This window comes from Sinorhizobium mexicanum, from assembly GCF_013488225.1.
Lineage (GTDB): Bacteria > Pseudomonadota > Alphaproteobacteria > Rhizobiales > Rhizobiaceae > Sinorhizobium > Sinorhizobium mexicanum.
In genome coordinates this window covers 1-15,675 of record NZ_CP041238.1, presented here as the reverse complement: position 1 = coordinate 15,675, position 15,675 = coordinate 1, and the positions used below count along the sequence as shown (strand labels likewise).

17 protein-coding genes are annotated in these 15,675 nt (G+C 62.1%); 3 read left to right on the top strand and 14 right to left on the bottom strand.

Translation table 11 applies throughout. The annotated features are described in order from the left end of the window. Positions 1–25 precede the first annotated feature (25 nt). The 3 genes from FKV68_RS00085 to FKV68_RS00075 all read right to left on the bottom strand — a co-directional run bounded on the left by FKV68_RS00085 (position 26) and on the right by FKV68_RS00075 (position 3,991). Positions 26–826 (bottom strand): aldolase/citrate lyase family protein, encoded by an 801-nt coding sequence (locus tag FKV68_RS00085; RefSeq protein ID WP_180939547.1) that lies wholly within the window; start codon positions 824–826, stop codon positions 26–28. A gap of 270 nt (positions 827–1,096) precedes the next feature. Then, positions 1,097–2,551: an NADP-dependent succinate-semialdehyde dehydrogenase gene (gene gabD / locus FKV68_RS00080; protein WP_180939546.1), complete on the bottom strand. Its 1,455-nt coding sequence runs from the start codon at positions 2,549–2,551 to the stop codon at positions 1,097–1,099. Positions 2,552–2,584: 33 nt separating this feature from the next. Beyond that, the gene (locus tag FKV68_RS00075) at positions 2,585–3,991 is read right to left on the bottom strand and encodes a pyridoxal phosphate-dependent decarboxylase family protein (RefSeq protein WP_180939545.1); all 1,407 of its coding nucleotides are present in this window, start codon (positions 3,989–3,991) and stop codon (positions 2,585–2,587) included. A 136-nt stretch (positions 3,992–4,127) separates the two neighbouring features. Here FKV68_RS00075 and FKV68_RS00070 point away from each other — a divergent pair, with 136 nt between their 5' ends. Beyond that, positions 4,128–4,724: a nitroreductase family protein gene (locus FKV68_RS00070; RefSeq protein ID WP_180939544.1), complete on the top strand. Its 597-nt coding sequence runs from the start codon at positions 4,128–4,130 to the stop codon at positions 4,722–4,724. A gap of 63 nt (positions 4,725–4,787) precedes the next feature. Here FKV68_RS00070 and gyrB read toward each other — a convergent pair whose 3' ends face one another. The 5 genes from gyrB to FKV68_RS00045 form a co-directional block, all read right to left on the bottom strand. Continuing rightward, positions 4,788–7,223, bottom strand: a complete 2,436-nt coding sequence (gyrB, locus tag FKV68_RS00065; RefSeq protein WP_180939543.1) for a DNA topoisomerase (ATP-hydrolyzing) subunit B — start codon at positions 7,221–7,223, stop codon at positions 4,788–4,790. Positions 7,224–7,356: 133 nt separating this feature from the next. Further along, a complete protein-coding gene (locus FKV68_RS00060; protein ID WP_180939542.1) occupies positions 7,357–7,734 on the bottom strand; it encodes a helix-turn-helix domain-containing protein in 378 nt (125 codons plus the stop codon). After that, on the bottom strand, positions 7,731–8,294 hold the full coding sequence (locus FKV68_RS00055; protein WP_180939541.1) for a Smr/MutS family protein: 564 nt from the start codon (positions 8,292–8,294) through the stop codon (positions 7,731–7,733). The genes FKV68_RS00060 and FKV68_RS00055 overlap by 4 nt, the downstream gene beginning before the upstream one ends. Then, on the bottom strand, positions 8,287–9,393 hold the full coding sequence (mltA, locus tag FKV68_RS00050; protein ID WP_180939540.1) for a murein transglycosylase A: 1,107 nt from the start codon (positions 9,391–9,393) through the stop codon (positions 8,287–8,289). Before mltA ends, FKV68_RS00055 begins: the two co-directional genes overlap by 8 nt. Before the next feature lie 7 nt (positions 9,394–9,400). Further along, entirely contained in the window at positions 9,401–10,105 is a 705-nt protein-coding gene (locus FKV68_RS00045; RefSeq protein WP_180939539.1) for a Tim44/TimA family putative adaptor protein, read from the bottom strand. A 134-nt stretch (positions 10,106–10,239) separates the two neighbouring features. On the opposite strand from FKV68_RS00045, the gene FKV68_RS00040 reads away from it, so the two are divergent. Both FKV68_RS00040 and secB read left to right on the top strand, forming a co-directional pair. Next, positions 10,240–10,746, top strand: a complete 507-nt coding sequence (locus tag FKV68_RS00040; protein WP_180939538.1) for an FxsA family protein — start codon at positions 10,240–10,242, stop codon at positions 10,744–10,746. A 206-nt stretch (positions 10,747–10,952) separates the two neighbouring features. Further along, positions 10,953–11,456 carry a protein-export chaperone SecB gene (gene secB, locus FKV68_RS00035; protein WP_180939537.1) on the top strand — a complete coding sequence of 168 codons (504 nt, stop codon included), beginning with the start codon at positions 10,953–10,955 and terminating at the stop codon, positions 11,454–11,456. Positions 11,457–11,572: 116 nt separating this feature from the next. On the opposite strand, the gene dnaQ is transcribed toward secB, so the two are convergent. From dnaQ to FKV68_RS00005, 6 genes are all read right to left on the bottom strand, one after another. Further along, positions 11,573–12,271 (bottom strand): DNA polymerase III subunit epsilon, encoded by a 699-nt coding sequence (dnaQ, locus tag FKV68_RS00030; RefSeq protein ID WP_180939536.1) that lies wholly within the window; start codon positions 12,269–12,271, stop codon positions 11,573–11,575. Positions 12,272–12,386: 115 nt separating this feature from the next. Next, the gene (coaE, locus tag FKV68_RS00025) at positions 12,387–12,971 is read right to left on the bottom strand and encodes a dephospho-CoA kinase (protein WP_180939535.1); all 585 of its coding nucleotides are present in this window, start codon (positions 12,969–12,971) and stop codon (positions 12,387–12,389) included. Then, on the bottom strand, positions 12,968–13,828 hold the full coding sequence (locus FKV68_RS00020) for a shikimate dehydrogenase (protein ID WP_180939534.1): 861 nt from the start codon (positions 13,826–13,828) through the stop codon (positions 12,968–12,970). The genes coaE and FKV68_RS00020 overlap by 4 nt, the downstream gene beginning before the upstream one ends. Then, on the bottom strand, positions 13,821–14,420 hold the full coding sequence (locus tag FKV68_RS00015) for a Maf-like protein (protein ID WP_180939533.1): 600 nt from the start codon (positions 14,418–14,420) through the stop codon (positions 13,821–13,823). Before FKV68_RS00015 ends, FKV68_RS00020 begins: the two co-directional genes overlap by 8 nt. Positions 14,421–14,448: 28 nt before the next feature. Further along, positions 14,449–15,270, bottom strand: coding sequence for a pyruvate, water dikinase regulatory protein (locus FKV68_RS00010; RefSeq protein WP_180939532.1), 822 nt, complete (start codon positions 15,268–15,270; stop codon positions 14,449–14,451). A gap of 139 nt (positions 15,271–15,409) precedes the next feature. Beyond that, complete coding sequence (locus FKV68_RS00005) at positions 15,410–15,550, bottom strand: hypothetical protein (protein WP_180939531.1); 141 nt, start codon at positions 15,548–15,550, stop codon at positions 15,410–15,412. Positions 15,551–15,675: the final 125 nt, after the last annotated feature.

Sequence of the window (15,675 nt, the reverse complement as noted above, 5' to 3'; positions counted from 1 at the left end):
AGGCTTGCAGAACTCGGCGGGCCGCTCAGTAGCCGGATGGTGGTCTCGAGGTCTGTTGCTCGCCTGAAAATTCCTCGCGCAGGCGCTCAGTCGCGCTGACGAGGAGCGTGACATCGGTGCCGATGGCCATGAAATCGGCGCCGAGATCGCGATAATCACGTGCCTGGACGAGATCGAGGGTCATGATGCCGCGCGCCTTGCCGGCACGCTTGATGCGCGCAAAAGCATCGACGATGGCGGCCCGGACTTCCGGATGACCCGAGTTGCCGAGGTGGCCCATGTCGGCGGCGAGGTCGGCCGGACCGATGAAGAGGCCGTCGACCCCATCGAGCGCAGCGATCTCATCGATTGCGTCCAATCCCTTGCGGCTCTCGATCTGCAGGATGAGGCAGATCTCCTCGTTGGCGGTCTTCAGATAGTCGCCAATCCGCCCGAAATTCGAGGCACGGCCAAGCGCGGCGCCGACGCCGCGAATGCCGTGCGGCGGATAACGGACGGCGCGGACCAATTGCTGCGCCTGCTCGACGCTATCGACCATCGGGATGAGCAGCGTCTGAACGCCAGTGTCGAGCGCCTGCTTGATAAGCGCCGTATCGCCGACGGGAAGACGAACGATCGGATGGCTGCCGCGCCCGGAGATCGCGCGGAACTGCGCCGAAAGAAGCGGCAGATCGTTCGGCGCGTGTTCGCCGTCGATCAGCAGCCAATCGTAGCCACTGTCAGCCACGACTTCGGCGGCGTAGGGGCTCGCCAGCGCCACCCACAGGCCGAGCTGGAAACGATTTTCGCGGATCGCCGCTTTAAAGGGGTTTTTCGGGGCGGGCATTGATCGCTCTCCTGTCTTTTCCGGATCGGCTGGCCGCAATCTGCCCCTCATCCGGCTGCCGCCACCTTCTCCCCGCAGGCGGGGAGAAGGGACACGCGGCACGCCTTCGCCACAAGACACCCTCTCCCCCGCGAACGGGGAGAGGGCTGGGGGTGAGGGGCAGTTCGCATTCTTCTCATTAGTATCGAGTCGGTAACGTCTTACCGGCAAAAGAAAAAACCGGCCAGAACTTTCCGGCCGGTCGGATTGGAGCACGGGAGAGCCGTTACCTCAGGCGATGCCGCCGAGGCAGACGTATTTGATCTCCATGAACTCTTCGATGCCGTATTTCGAGCCCTCACGGCCAAGGCCGGAAAGCTTGACGCCGCCAAAGGGCGCCTCGGTGGTCGAGATCAGGCCGGTGTTGACGCCGACCATGCCGTATTCCAGCGCTTCCGCGACGCGGAAGACGCGAGCCAGGTCCTTGGCGTAGAAATAGGAGGCGAGGCCGAATTCGGTGTCATTCGCCTGGTGGATGACGTCTGCCTCGTGCTTGAAGCGGAAGAGCGGCGCGACCGGCCCAAAAGTCTCTTCCCGCGCGACCGCCATGCCCTGCGTGACATCGGCGAGCACCGTCGCCTCGAAGAACGTGCCTCCGAGAGCGTGGCGTCGGCCGCCCTGGACGACGCGAGCGCCCTTGGCAAGCGCATCGGCCACATGCTCCTCGACCTTGGCGAGCGCCGGCTGGTCGATCAGCGGACCAAGAATGACGCCCTCCTCCATGCCGTTGCCGGTCTTCAGCTTGCCAACCGCAGCGGCAAGCTTCTCGGAGAAGGCCTCGTAGACGCCGTCCTGAACATAGATTCGGTTGGCGCAGACGCACGTCTGGCCGTTGTTGCGGAACTTCGCGATCAGCGCGCCCTCGACGGCTGCATCGAGATCGGCGTCATCAAAAACGATGAAGGGCGCATTGCCGCCGAGTTCCAGGCCGAGCTTCTTGATCGTGCCGGCGCTCTGGCGGTAGAGCTCGGCGCCGACCTCCGTGGAACCGGTGAAGGTCAGCTTGCGGACTGTCGGGTTGGAGGTCATTTCGGCGCCGATGTCGCGTGCCGAGCCGGTGATGACGGAAAAGAGGCCCTTCGGCATGCCGGCGCGCTCTGCGAGCACCGCGATGGCGATCGCGGAGAAGGGCGTCTGCCCGGCCGGCTTCAGCACCATGGCGCAACCGGCCGCAAAGGCGGGACCAGCCTTGCGGGTGATCATCGCGTTCGGGAAGTTCCATGGCGTGATCGCGGCGACGACGCCGATTGGCTGCTTCATCACCAGGATGCGCTTGTCCTTCTGGTGGCCGGGCACAAGGTCGCCATAGACGCGACGCGCCTCTTCGGCGAACCACTCGATGAAGCTTGCGCCATAGACGATCTCGCCGGTCGCTTCCGCGAGCGGCTTGCCCTGCTCGAGTGTCAGGATCCGGCCGAGATCGTCCTTGTTTTCGATCATCAACTCGAACCAGCGGCGCAGGACGTCCGCGCGCTCCTTGGCGGTCTTCGCCGCCCATTCCTTTTGCGCCCGTGCGGCGGTCTCGATCGCAGCCCGCGTCTCGGCGGCGCCGAGTTTCGGGACACGGCCGATGATCTCGCCGGTCGCCGGGTTGTTCACCTCGATCGCGTTTTTTGGGTCGGCTTCGATCCAGTTTTCACCCACGAGAGCGGCCTGGCGAAACAGCGACGGATCTTTCAAGTTCATGGCGCGTCCTTCCTCGGAAAAAGTCTACAGAACTTATACAACTTTTTTCGCCAGCTCGACAATGGTCCTGAACGCCGTTTCTGCATCCTCCTCGGCCATGCTGAATTGTCCCGCCTGAAACCGGATGGCGATGCGCCCGTCGACACGCGTCTGCGTCAGGTAGATGCGGCCGTCATCGTTGATCGCCTTCACCAGGGCGAGGTTATGGGCGTCGGCATCGGAGCCGCCGGCATGTCGAAACGAAAAGAGAGACAGGACCGGTTCAGTAACGATTTCGAAGCCCGGTTCGTTCCGCAAACGCTCGGCGAGCGCCTCCGACCAGCGTACATGGTTGCGGATCATCTGCCTCAGTCCGGACAGCCCGTGGAAGCGCAGCAGGAACCACAGCTTCAGCGCCCGGAAGCGCCGCCCGAGCGGCACGGACCATTCGGAATAGTTGATAATCCCGTCCTGCCCGTGCGTCTTCAGATATTCCGGCTGGATTGCCAGCGTGCGGACCAGATCGTCCGGGCTGCGGACGAAATGGGCGGAACAGTCGAACTGGGCACCGAGCCACTTGTGCGGGTTGAAGACGACCGAATCGGCGCCCTCGACACCCTCCCAGAGCTCGCGGAATTCCTCGCAGATCATCGCCGAGCCCGCCCAGGCAGCATCCACATGGACGTAGAGCCCGTGTTCTCTCGCGACGCGGACGACTTCGGCAATCTCATCGCAGGCGCCTGTGCTGGTGCCGCCGGTGCAGGCGATGATGCCCGCCGGAATATAGCCCGCGTTGCGATCCGCCTCGATTGCCGCTGCAAGGGCAGTACAATCCATTCCCCGAAGCTCACCGGCGGTCGGTATGCGGACGAGGTTCTCTTCGCCTATGCCGCTCACCCAGATGGCACGATCGATCGAGGTGTGGACCTGATCGGAGGAATAGATGCGGATCCTGGGATTGGCGGCGAGCCCTGTGCGATTGCCGTTCCAGGCGAGAGCCCTTTCCCGCATCACAAGGACGGCAGAGAGTGTGGCGGAGGAGGCCGAATCCTGGATGACGCCGGAAAAGGCCGCCGGAAGGCCGATCGCCTGCCGCAGCCAATCGAGCATCTTCGTCTCGAGCTCGGTCGCCGCCGGCGAGGTCTGCCAGAGCATGCATTGCGCCGCAACCGCGGTGACAAGATATTCAGCGACGACGGAAACGGGCGCGGCATTGGCAGGGAAATAGGCAAAGAAACGCGGGTGCTGCCAATGAGTCATGCCGGGCATGATGATCGTCTCGAAATCCTCGAAGATCCGCTCCATGGCCTCACCGACTTCGGGAGGAGATTGCGCGATTTGGCCGGCTATCTCGCCGGCAGTCGTCTGCGCCCGGACGGGGTGATCCCGAAGCGATTGCCGGTACTCCACACCCCATTCCGCCGCCTTGGCCGACCAATGCCTGAAGGTCGCTTCGTCCATCGTTCCCTCCCATACTCATGTTGCAGTTCCATCAATGCTGGAACTTTTGTAGCGTGACGCCGAATCCGCCCTCCCGGCCACCATTGGAACGTCGGGATACCCCAAGAGGATTCACGCGCAATAAGGATGTTCGTTCGTGACAGAAATCAACCATAGAAGAGCCGACCACCCGATCCACTCGATCTTCCTGGAGCGCTGGTCGCCGCGCGCCTTTACCGGCGAGGAAATCAGCGAAAAGGATCTGCTTGGCCTTTTTGAGGCGGCCCGCTGGGCGCCTTCGGCGGCCAACGTCCAGCCTTGGCGCTTCGTCTATGCCCGGCGCGGCACCGAGCACTTTGCGTCGTTGCTCGACATCCTCGACGAAAGCAATCAGCGCTGGGCGAAAAATGCCTCGGCGATCGTGATCATTCTTTCAAAGACCCACAGGCTTACGTCGAACGGCGAGATGCGCCCCGCCTACACCCACGCCTTTGACACCGGTGCCGCATGGTTCGCGCTCGCGCTGCAGACGCGACTTGCCGGTCTGTACGCGCATGGGATGGCGGGGATCGATCGGGACAAGGCCATGCGCGTGCTCGGCGTGCCGGAGCATTATCGGGTAGAAGCTGCCGTCGCGATCGGCAGACTTGCCGACCCGTCGACGCTGCCGGACGATCTGCGCGAGCGGGAAAAGCCGAGCCAGCGCAAACCGCTTGCCGACTTCGTTTTCGAAGGCCGGTTCAAAGCCGACTGATCACACAAAAGAAAACCGGCGCCTTTCGGCGCCGGCGATTTTGCGATCCCGCAATCAAGCTTATCAGATATCCAGATTGGCGACGCTCAGCGCGTTTTCCTGGATGAAATCGCGTCGCGGCTCCACCTCGTCGCCCATCAGCCGCGAGAACAGACCGTCGGCGTCTGTCGCATCGGAAACCTTCACCTGGAGCAGCGAACGGACGTTCGGATCGAGCGTCGTTTCCCAGAGCTGCTCGGCGTTCATCTCGCCGAGACCCTTGTAGCGCTGCATCGAGAGGCCCTTGCGACCCGCCGCGAAGATCGCGTCGAGCAGAGCACGCGGTCCGCTGATGTCCTGGGTGCCGTCACGGCGGCGCAGCACCGGTGGCTCGGCATAGACTTCCTTCAGCTTGGCCGTCAGCTGATCGATGTGGCGGGCATCGGAGGAGCCGATCAGCGCCATGTCGAGCACCGCGACTTCCTTGACGCCGCGAACCATGCGCTCGAGCCTCAAGCCGCCTTCCGCGGTGACCGTCCCGACCCAGCCGCGCTCGGTCTCCTCGGCGATGACGTCGAGGCGTCGCGCTACTTCCGCCGCCACGTCCTGGTATTCATCGCGGCGACCATTCAGTTCGACATTCAGAGCACCGGCGATGGCGGCCTGCTCGACGATCGCCCGGTTGTAGCGGGAATGCAGCCCGTCCATCAGCGAACGCACGCGCAGCGCGTCGTTGATGACTTCGCGCAGGTCCTGCCCGGCTCTCACCTCGCCGGTCGCGAGCGCGAGCGAGGCTTCCTCGAGACCCATGCTGATCAGGTAATCTTCGAGCGCCTTCTCGTCCTTCAGGTACTGCGTGGACTTGCCGCGCGTCACCTTATAGAGCGGCGGCTGGGCGATATAGAGGTGCCCCCGCTCGATCAGTTCCGGCATCTGCCGGAAGAAGAAGGTGAGCAGCAGCGTGCGGATGTGGGCGCCGTCGACGTCGGCATCCGTCATGATGATGATCTTGTGGTAGCGCAGCTTGTCGGCATTGAACTCGTCCTTGCCGATCGAGGTGCCGAGCGCCGTGATCAGCGTGCCGATTTCCTGACTCGACAGCATCTTGTCGAAGCGCGCGCGCTCGACGTTGAGGATCTTGCCGCGCAGCGGCAAGATCGCCTGGCTTTCCCGCGAACGGCCCTGCTTGGCCGAACCGCCTGCCGAGTCGCCCTCGACCAGGAACAGTTCCGACTTGGCCGGATCGCGTTCGGAACAGTCGGCGAGCTTGCCGGGCAGCGATGAAATGTCGAGCGCGCCCTTGCGGCGGGTGAGCTCGCGCGCCTTGCGCGCCGCTTCGCGGGCCGCCGCCGCCTCGACGACCTTGCCGACGAGAACCTTGGCTTCGCTCGGATGCTCCTCGAACCAGGAATTCAACGCTTCGTTGACCAGGCTCTCGACCACGGGCCGGACTTCGGACGATACGAGCTTGTCCTTGGTCTGCGACGAGAACTTCGGATCGGGCACCTTGACGGACAGCACGGCTGTCAGTCCCTCGCGGCAATCTTCGCCCTGAAGCGTGACCTTTTCCTTCTTGGTTATCCCGGACGACTCCGCGTAGGACGTCACCTGGCGCGTCAGCGCGCCGCGGAAGCCGGCCATATGGGTGCCGCCGTCACGCTGCGGGATGTTGTTGGTGAAGCAGAGCACGTTTTCGTGGTAGCTGTCGTTCCACCACATCGCCACTTCAACCGTGATGCCGTCCTTCTCGCCGCGGATCGAGACCGGGCTGTGCACAAGCGGCTTCTTGGCGCGGTCGAGATAGGCGACGAACGCCTCCAGCCCGCCTTCATACATCATCTCATCGCGGCGGATGTCTGAATGCCGCTTGTCGGTGAGTACGATACGCACGCCGGAATTCAGGAAGGCGAGTTCGCGCAGGCGATGCTCGAGCGTCGTGTATTCGAACTCGACGTTCGAGAAGGTCTGCTCGCTGGGCAGGAAGGTGACCTCCGTGCCGGTGTCGGTGCCGGCATCGCCCGTCACTTGGAGCGGACCGTCGGCAACCCCGTGGGTGAAGCTCATCTCGTGGATCTTGCCGCCGCGGCGGATCTTGAGCTTCAGGGACGTCGAGAGCGCATTGACGACCGAAACGCCAACACCATGCAGGCCGCCCGAGACCTTGTAGGAATTCTGGTCGAATTTTCCGCCGGCGTGAAGCTGGGTCATGATGACCTCGGCGGCGGACACGCCTTCCTCCCTGTGAATATCGGTCGGAATGCCGCGGCCGTTGTCGGTGACCGTTACCGAACCCTCGGGATTGAGGGTCACCGTAACGATATCGGCATGACCGGCCAGCGCTTCGTCGATGGCATTGTCGACGACCTCATAGACCATATGGTGCAGACCGGAGCCATCGTCGGTATCGCCGATATACATGCCCGGCCGCTTGCGGACGGCATCGAGCCCTTTCAGCACCTTGATGGAATCGGCACCATATTCGGCGATGGCGCCGGCTTCGGTCTCAGGAAAATCGGTCATTCGGCTTCAGGTCTTTCCAGGTTGCGGACGTCGTGATTCGGTGCGAATCACAGCGCGGAGGCCTTACGGACTATAGGAAATTTGTCCACGGCTTCCAAATCCCGGACCGCGCCTGGCGGTCGGGAACAGGCTTTCATCCCCTGTCATTATCAGGAATTGTGGCTTTTTCCAAAATATCTTCCAGCGCCCTGATCGTCTCTTGCGACAAACCGCGTATCCGCCCGCTCAGCCGGTTGGCAAATGCGGTGTGGCCGGGCGGCAGGCCGGACGTGTCCAGCACCACCTTCGGATCGGAAATATCGGCGATCCGAAAGAGCTCGTCCGCCTCATCCCAGATCACATTGAAATAGCCGGCGACCCGCTGAAGAAAGTCGAAGCTCGGCGCACCGCGTTTGCCATGCTCGAGCGCCGAAAGGTAGGCCGCGGAAACGCCGATCGCCGCCGCCATCTGCTTTTGCGACACACCCTTTCTGCGTCGCAGTTCGCGCATGGCCTCGCCAAAGGGCGTCATATCGCGCTTCCCTTGGCGCGCGCCAGGCGGACATAGAGCGCGCCCTCGCCCCCATGGTTCCGCGACGCCGGCTCGTAGGACGAGATCAGCGAACGAAACTCCGGAAGCGAAAACCAGAGCGGCACCGCCCGCTTCAACGCACCGTCGCTTCCGAGCGACGTGCCCTTGCCGGTGATGACCAGGACGTGGCGAAGGCCGCGCTCGTGCGCCTTCAGCAGAAACTGCAAAAGCAGGCCATGCGCTTCGCTCTGGATCATGCCGTGCAGGTCGATCCGCGCTTCCAGCGCCAGCCGGCCCTTTGCGAGCTTGCGCTTCACCGGTCTTTCAAGCGGATGGTGACGGCGCTCGGCCTTGCCACTGCTCAGCGCAAAGCCCGGTTCGGCTTTTTCAGGAGGGGCTGCCGCAACCTTCGGCGAATCCGGCGCGGCAGGCGCAACCTCCTGATCCTCGGCAAGCAGATCCGCGAGATCATCGATACGGCCGGGCATCGGCCGGGTCGTCCGTGCGACCTTCCCCCAAAGAATGCGATCCTCGGGCGAAAGCTTCTTTTCCCTAGCCATGGTGGTATCTGGCCGCCGCCGTTCGGGGAACGAAGATGAAGAAGTCCGCGGCATTGCGGACCGATCCCGCCAGATTGCCCGCCTCAACGCCGGAACCGGTGAAGATGTCTCCGCGGGCGGGGCCGACGATCGCCGAGCCGGTGTCCAGCGCGAGCATCAGACGCGCGAACGAGCGTCCGCCATCGAGATGGGTAAGGGTCTCGCTGGCGACATAGAAGGGGACGCCGAACGTATGGATCAGCCGATCGACCGCGAGCGATCGACCGGGCTCCAGCGGCACCTTGGCCGCAGCAACCGGGCCGAGGTCGTCATCGTCTACCGTCGCCTCGCGGAAAAAGATGAAGGAGCGATTGTGCCACAGGATCTCGTCCACCTTTTCGGGATGCGCCGCAAGCCAGGCGCGGATGCTGGCCATCGACACAGTCGCGGCTTCGATCTCGCCGCGATCGATCAGCAGCTTTCCGATTGCGGAAAAGCGATGCCCGGTCTTTGCCGCATAGGTGATGCGGCGACGCGATCCGTCCGGATAGACGAGCCGGGCCGCACCCTGGACATGAACAAAAAAGACGTCGACCTTCGACCGGGCATAGGCAATCTCAAGCCCGTGCCCCGCGAGCAGGCCCCGCTCGATCGCCTCGCGATCCGGATACTCCTCGATCCTGTCGCCGCGAAGGCGCCCAAAGGCGAAATACGGATCCATGGCTTCCGGCCGGTTGCCGTCGTCGATGTCGATCAAATCGGCGGGCCGACGGTAGAAAGGGAAGCGAAAAATCTCGTCCGGTTCGGCACGGACCTCGATTTCCGGTTCGTAAAAAGCGGTAACGAACCCCGTACCGCCCTCGCCGGTTCGAACCCTGAACGGAAGAAACCGCTCCTCGAAGAAGGCGCGCGCCGCCGTCGCATCGGAAACCTGCGCGCGGGCGGCCTCGAAAGCGGGCAACAGGTCGGCCACGGAAATGCCGAGCGAGCCTGTCTTGTAGGGTTTCGTCGTGGTGACGTGGTGATGGCAGCGGCGAAGAGCGGCGATAACGGGTGTCGGATCGTCCGACTGCCAGCCGGGCAATTCGGAAAAGGCGACCGGCTCGAGCTGAAAGGCCATGATCGCCTCAGTTTTCCGATTCTGTAGCGATCAGTTTCCAGTTCGGATCGCGCGATCGGATATCGCGCGAGAAAGTCCAGAGGTCATTCACTTCGGCAACGGAGTCGGCATCGCCGTCGATCAGTTTGCCCTGCTTGTCGTAGGTGGCGGAGATCAACTGGCTGATGATCCGGACGGTGATGTTTTCCTCGTTGTCCTTGATCTCGGCATGGGTGATGTCGGCCTTCTCGATGCCGACAAAGGTCGACTTGACGACCTCGCCCTTGGCCTCCCGTTCGGCAATGGCAGAATCGAAGCCCTCATAGACTTCGCGCGACAGAAGTCCCTTCAGCGTCTTGCGGTCGCCATCGGCGAAAGCCATCACGATCATCTCGTAGGCCATCTTGGCGCCGTTGACGAAATCCTCCGGACTGAAGCTGCGGTCGGCGTCGCTCAAGGCCCTGAGCTGGCCGTTCAAGGGCGTGCCGACCTTGGCGAAGGTATCGATGGCTGCGTAGCGGGACTCGTCTTCGGCGGCACTTTCGCGGCGGGGAAGCTGCACGACCTTGCCGTTGTCGGCGCTTTCCGGCCCCTTGCTCACCTCGCGCGGCGAATATGGATCGAAAGGCTGGCGTTCATTGCCGGTACGGCGCCCCAGAACGCTGCGCAACTGCAGAAAGATGACCACGGCAGCGATCAGGAAAAAAAACGTGATGAAGTCGAAAGAGCCCATTTCCACCCGGAACCGCTGTTAGAATTTCTCTTACTATCCCATATAGTCCGCAAGGATAAACCATTCAAATGGCGATGTCGCACCCTTAAACCGGAGGCCAACCAATTGCACGAATCTTCTGGCGAGCGTCATCGATGCGTTCCCTGATCCTGCCACTCGTCATCCTCGGGCTGCCGCTCGCGGAAATCGCCGGCTTCGTCATCGTCGGTCGCGAAGTCGGGTTGTTGATGACGCTGCTCCTTGTATTCCTGAGCGGCGCGGTCGGTATTGCGCTATTGCGAATCCAGGGTTTCGAGGTGTTTCGCCGTGTGCAGGAGTCCGCTCGCGCCGGACGTGACCCGGGCCGCGAGGTGCTCGAGGGCGCGCTGGTCTTCGTCGCAGCGATCCTCCTGATCGTGCCGGGCTTCATCAGCGACATCATCGGCCTCATCCTGTTCCTGCCGCCGGTAAGGCGTGCCGTCGCCACATTCCTGCAGACAAGAATGACTATAGTGACGGCCGGAACCGGTTTCTACCGCTCGGGTCCTGGCGGGCGCGAAGGGCGCACCGGACCGCGCGTCATCGACCTGGACGAGGACGAATTCTCCCGCGAGAAGAAGGATGACGACGGGTCCTCGCCCACGAATCGGATTTCCCGGTAGAAATCAAGAACGATAGCAGGCGGGAGGCTGCTTCGCGCTTTTGGCCCATTTCCGCGGCAACAGGGTTATAATGCGTGCCGCAGAGCTACGGGAAAGCGCGAAAATCGCGTGCCCGCTCCCCCAAAAAGGGCCCGGCTGGCAAGGGTTGTAAGCCCAAGTCCGAAATGTTAGATGGCCTCACCGATTTGAAGTCCGAGGAAACTCTTATGACGACTGATACCGCATCCAATGGCAACGGCGGCGCCCAGCAAAGCCCTGCCCTCAATATCCTGGCCCAGTATGTCAAGGATCTTTCCTTCGAGAATCCCGGTGCGCCGCGTTCTCTGCAGGCTCGCGAGCGAGCACCGTCGATCAACATCAATGTCAACGTCAACGCCAATCCGCTCGCCGAGAACGATTTTGACGTCGTTCTTTCGCTGAACGCGGAAGCAAAGGACGGCGACAAGGTTCTGTTCAACGTCGAACTCGCCTATGGCGGCGTGTTCCGCGTTTCCGGCTTCCCGCAGGAACACATGCTGCCGCTGCTCTTCATCGAGTGCCCGCGGCTGCTCTTCCCGTTTGCGCGCCAGATCGTCGCCGACGCGACCCGCAACGGCGGCTTCCCGCCGCTGATGATCGACCCAATCGATTTCGCCCAGATGTTCGCGCAGCGCATGGCTGAAGAAAAGGTCCGCACTCAGGTCGCCAACAGCAACGACACGGCCAACTGATCGGCCATCGAACTCTTTGGACGACGCAATTCCGGACGGAAAACGGCTACACACTTTTCCTGGAATTGCTTCACCGCTTTAGAAAAGGCCCGGTTTTCGCCGGGTCTTTTTTATTTTCAGCGCTCGTATTTCGACCAGATTGCCTTGGTGCCGATCTTGGCGATGAGCGCGGCATGCGCCGCGATCTCGACCTCGGTCAACCGGGCGGGCAAGGGTCTCGGTCTCTCAAGGACGATGATCGGCCCGTCCTCCGCTTCAAGCGTCTGGCCCCCGGCCACGCTCGTCACAAGGCCGAGCGCCGCCTGTCGGCCGCCGATCATCTCGATGTAGACTTCCGCGAGCAGTTCCGAGTCGAGCAGCGCGCCGTGCTTGGCGCGGTGGGAATTGTCGATGCCATACCGGCGGCAGAGAGCATCGAGCGAATTCGGGCCCATCGGATGTTTTCGCCTGGCAAGCGCAAGCGTGTCCGTCACGTGTTCGCCGGCCACTGACGGAAGACCCAAACGGCCAAATTCAGCATTGATGAAGCTGATATCGAACGTCGCGTTGTGTGCTACCCAGCGCGCGCCGCCGAAGAAGTCGAGGATCTGGTCGGCGACATCGGCAAAGCTCGGCTTGTCCTTGAGGAACTCGTCGGTGATCCCGTGAACGGCCAAGGCATCCGGATGAACCTTGCGGTCGCCCGGATTGATGTAGAGATGCAGGGTGCGCCCTGTCGGAAACTGGTTCTCGAGCTCGACGCCGCCGATTTCGATCACGCGATCGTCGCGGCTGTCGAGGCCGGTCGTTTCCGTGTCGAAAATGATTTCACGCATGCAGTCTCTCCCGGGTCACGCTGGATCGGAGCGAATCAATCCCACGCGAGTGAATACTAGCAACTTGGACCATTGTGTGGGCGAAAAACCAGGGTTGAGGCCGCCCATCCACGCCCTAGCTCGAGCGCAATCGGTCGACGACCGACCGGATCTGCCCGCGCGTGACATCAAAACTGTCGCTCGTGTCGATGATGTGATCCGCCCGTGCGCGCTTTTCGCTGTCGGGCACTTGGCGCGCGAGGATCATCGCGAATTTTTCCGCCGTCATTCCCGGCCGCTTCATCACCCGTTCGCGCTGTATTTCGGGCGCGCAGGTCACGACCACGACCTGATCGACGCGTCCTTCCGCTTTCGTCTCGAAGAGCAACGGTATATCGAGGACGACAAAGGGGGCACCGGCAGCCCGGTGGGAGGCAATAAATTCCCTCTCTCTGGCGCGAACGAGCGGATGGACGATCTGCTCCAGTTCGGAAAGGCGCTCCGGCGCGGCGAGAAGCTGCCGCGAGAGTTCGGCCCGGTCGATGACGCCATCCTTCACCACCCCGGGAAACGCCGCCTCGACCGGCGCCACGGCCTCGCCACGATAGAGCTCATGGACGACCTCGTCGGCATCGTTCACGGGAACGCCGAGCTCACGGAACATCTGCGCCGCGGTCGACTTGCCCATTCCGATCGATCCCGTGAGGCCGACAATGATCATTTGTGACTATCCATATCGCGAATGATGATCTGCCGAAGCGTGTCATCGACGACTGGCCGACGGCCGAACCACTTTTCGAATCCGGGCACGGCCTGATGCAACAGCATGCCAAGCCCATCGACAATCGCAAAGCCCTGCTCTTCGGCCTGGCGCAGCAACGGCGTCTTCAGCGGCACATAGACAATGTCCGTGACGACCGCTTCCTTCGCCATCATCGAGAAGTCGATATCCGGCGCCGGTTCGCCATCCATGCCAAGCGAGGTTGTGTTGATGAAGAGCCCCGCACCGGCCATCACCTCGGACAACGCCCCGAGCGGGTGCGCGTGAACAGCCGCGCCAAAACGATCCGCCAGTTCCTGTGCCCTGGCCGGCGTCCGGTTTACGACGTGAATTGCCTTGATGCCGCGGTCACGAACCGCTTGGATGACGGCACGGCTGGCACCGCCGGCGCCGAGAACAACGGCGGTCGAAATGCGGTCCCACCCTTTCGCGCGCTCGTCGAGGTTGGCGACGAAGCCTTGCCCGTCGGTGTTCGTTGCACAAATCTCTCCGCCTTCAACCCACAAGGTGTTGGCAGCGCCGAGCTCGGCACTCAGTTTGTCCGGGCGATCGGAAAGACGGAAAGCTGCCTCCTTGTGCGGAATGGTGACGTTGCCGCCGCAGAAACCGGCAGCACCGCTTTTCAATCGACGCATGAAATCCGGGAAATCTTCCGGCGAGACTTCATGGGCCCGGTAGCTGCCAGCGATTCCCAGCTGTTTCAGCCAATAGCCGTGGATCAGCGGCGAGCGCGAATGCTTCACCGGGAACCCGGTGACGAAGGCATGGTTAACAAATGTTTCACGTGAATCACGCATCGATCGAGCCCAGGTCACGGAGTTTGGAAAGCAGCGGCAGCATCGGCAAGCCGAGGATCGTAAAATAATCGCCTTCGATCTTTTCGAAGAGCTGGATGCCCTCGCCTTCAAGCTGATAGGCGCCGACGCTGGCAAGCGCCTTCTCGCCAACCCTTGCAAGGTGCCGTTCGATAAAACCGCGACTGAGCGGGCGGACAGTCATGTGGGCCGAGGAAACGTGGCGCCAGACGACTTCGCCGTCACGGACAAGAACGACCGCGCTGTTCAGGCTGTGCGTCTTGGCGGACAGCGACAGGAGGTGGTCGGCGGCCTCCGCCATATCCTTGGGCTTGTGATAGACACGCGACCCGAGCGACATCGTCTGGTCGGAGCCGATGACGAGCGCACTGTCGAAATGCCGCGCGACATCCTTTGCCTTGGCCTCGGCCAGGGCCAGCGCGACATCGACAGGGGAAGCACCCGCTGCCTCGAGCGGCTGCTCCAATGCCCGCTCGTCTACTTCGGCGGCCCTCGCCTGAAACGCAAGTCCTGCGTTTTGCAGGAGGGCGCGGCGAAATGGACTGGCGGAAGCCAATACAAGGGTAGTCGTCATTCTTCCATCCCGGATACGTCGTTTCGCTCTATCTGAGCCGCGGACGCAGGGCAACGATCGCCGCGGCGGTTTCCTCGATCGAGCGGCGCGTCACGTCGATCATTGGCCAATTGTTACGCGCGCAGAGCGAGCGGGCATATTTCAACTCCTCGGCGATCGACGCCCGGTCTGTATATTCCTGGCCGTGGAAGGTCTGGGTCGATCCGAGCAGCCGGTGCTGGCGCACTTGCGAGATCCTGTCGGCTGTCGCGATGAGCCCGACGACCAGCGGTTTCGTCGCGCTGAGCAGGCCGTCCGGTAGCGGTACCCCGGGCACGATCGGGATGTTTGCCGTCTTTATACCGCGATTGGCAAGATAGATGCTCGTCGGCGTCTTCGATGTGCGACTTACGCCGACGAGAACGACGTCGGCCTCGTCGAAATCCGCCGGCATCTGGCCGTCGTCATGGTCCATGGTGAAGTTCAGCGCCTCGATCCGGGCAAAATATTCCGCATCCATTACATGTTGCGCGCCCGACCGGCGGCGGGACGGCGAGCCGAGATAGGATTGAAACAGATCGATGATCGGATCGAGCACGGAGACGCAGGGCACACCGATCTCGCGGCAACGCTGATCGATGACGTCGGCAAGCTCGCGGTCGACGATCGTATAAAGAACGATGCCCGGCGCACCGTCGATCGCGTCCAGCACCTGCATGAGCTGCTTCCGGTTCCGGATCAGCGGATAAACATGCTCCAGCGCATGGGACGACTGGAACTGCGCCGCGGCCGCGCGTCCCGCAGCAATCAGCGTCTCGCCCGTCGAATCGGAGACGAGGTGCAGGTGGAAATAGTTTTTTCGGTTCTCCACGCAATTCTCCGGGGGCTGTTGATAGGCCGGGACAGAAACAGCTAACGGCGCGGCGGCTATCCAGGCAAGTGGAAAAACGCCGACTTATTCACATCCCTGACCCAGCCGGAGAACGTCGAACGCGTCATGTGGACAAGACTCATGGCGACGACAAAATGTCACGCTCATCGACAGTTTGTCCACAGGAAGCGTGAAATTCGCGAATAGCGCAAGGCGCGGATTCTTCGACGTTTTCCGCTTTCTCCCTGGTCTTTTTCACCGAGCCGGTTTTCTTCTCCATTCATCACACGCCCGTAGCAGGACCACTGGATGAATTGCGGATTGATTTTAATCCTTGATAGCCACCGACTCTAAGAAATAGAAACCTTTTTAAATTCAGTTTTATTATAGATTGGAGAACCGCGG